At 77.3% G+C, this 1,413-nt stretch carries 1 protein-coding gene and 1 pseudogene; both read right to left on the bottom strand.

Annotated elements, in window-relative coordinates; all coding sequences use genetic code 11:
- Window positions 1–199: pseudogene (locus KS423_RS45470) on the bottom strand (zinc carboxypeptidase); the annotation flags it as partial.
- Window positions 200–359: 160 nt separating this feature from the next.
- Window positions 360–1,413: BTAD domain-containing putative transcriptional regulator (locus tag KS423_RS45465; protein WP_224285512.1), on the bottom strand; the 1,054-nt coding region annotated here is incomplete at its 5' end.

Here is a 1,413-nt window from a genome sequence, read left to right as displayed (position 1 = left end):
CGGCGGTGCGGTCGGCGCCGGTGCGGGGGCCGTCGAGCCGGTACTGCCGCGCGGTTTCGGCGGCAGTGTCCGCGGTGGCGGACGCGGGCGCCGACGGGCGGTCAGGGGAGGCTGCCTGGGCGGTGAGCGGGGTGGCGAGGGCGAGGGCCAGCAGGACGGCGGTGGCCGCGGCGGGCTTCCCTCGGCGGGGCAGTCGCATGACTGTCCTCCTGTGGGGGTCCGTGGGGGCGGAACGGTGGAGGAGGTGAGGCGCGCGCCAGCATGATGGTCCGCCAGTGTCATGGGTTCGTCAAGGCATGGGGAAGGTCGGGGAAAGGGGCGCGCGGAGGCACGGGCGGGGCAGGAGGCCGGACCGCGACTCAGGAGGCCTGGCGGGTCCCACAGGTCGCCAGGCTGCACCAGCGCCGCCGGCCGCTCGCATCCAGGAAGAGCCAGCCGCAGCCACTGCTGGGGCAGCGGCGGACGGTGAACCGGCGCGGGTCGGCGAGCAGTTCGGCAGCCGCCCGGGCGGCTGCGTACAGCGGCAGCCGCAGGCCGGACGCCGGTGGCAGTCGCCAGTACGCCAGGCCGTCCTCACCCCGGGTGAAGACCGCCGATCGGCCGGCCTCCTGCACCACCGCCGCCACCGCGCCGAAGGCGGCGCCGTCCTGCGGGTCGGTCAGGCACGCGTAGAGGGCCGACCGGAACACACGGGCGTCGGCGAGCACGGCGGCCGACTCCTCGGGCCGCTCCGCCGCCCGGCGGAGCAGCGCCTCGACGACCCCTTCGTCGGCGAGGTCGTGATGGCCTGCCCAGACCGCGAGCGTGGGGTAGCCGCGCAGCCAGTCCGACCCGGGGCTCGGCGCGACGGTCGGCGCGGCACCCCAGCCTGCATAGGTGTTGCAGAACTCCAGCGCCGGATGGCCGCCCGCGCTCCACGGCAGCCACTGCTCACCGACCCGCACCGCGTACAGCGGCGCCGCGGGTCGGTCCAGCCGGGGGTCGGCCCGCAGGATGCGGTCGTGCAGGGCGGCGAGTTCGGCGCCGGGCTCGACCCCGAGGCCGTCCACCAGCACGCGTCGGGTGCGGCGGTAGAGGGCGAGCGCCTCGGCCTGCCGGCCGGCCCGGTAGAGGGCGGTCATCAGGGCGAGGACGAGACGCTCGCGGGACAGGAGGTCGTCGGCGGGAAAGCCGCCCGAAGCCCCGGCGGACGCGGAGTTCTCGTCGGAGGGCGACCCGGCGGTGCCGGGCGCCCCGGCCGAGGGTGCGGCCAGATCGGCGAGCACCTGCTCGTGCCGGCCCATGGCGAGCAGGATCTCGGCCCGCTGCTCCAGGGCGGACAGCCGCAGCTCGACCAGCCGGCGGCCGAGCCGCCCGCGCAGCGCCTCGTCGGCGACGTCCGCGAGCAGCGGTCCGCGCCAGAGCGCGAGCGCC

Source organism: Streptomyces sp. LS1784, from assembly GCF_020103755.1.
Classification (GTDB): domain Bacteria; phylum Actinomycetota; class Actinomycetes; order Streptomycetales; family Streptomycetaceae; genus Kitasatospora.
Note: the sequence above shows the minus strand (reverse complement) of the source record. Positions and strands in the feature narration are given on the sequence as shown.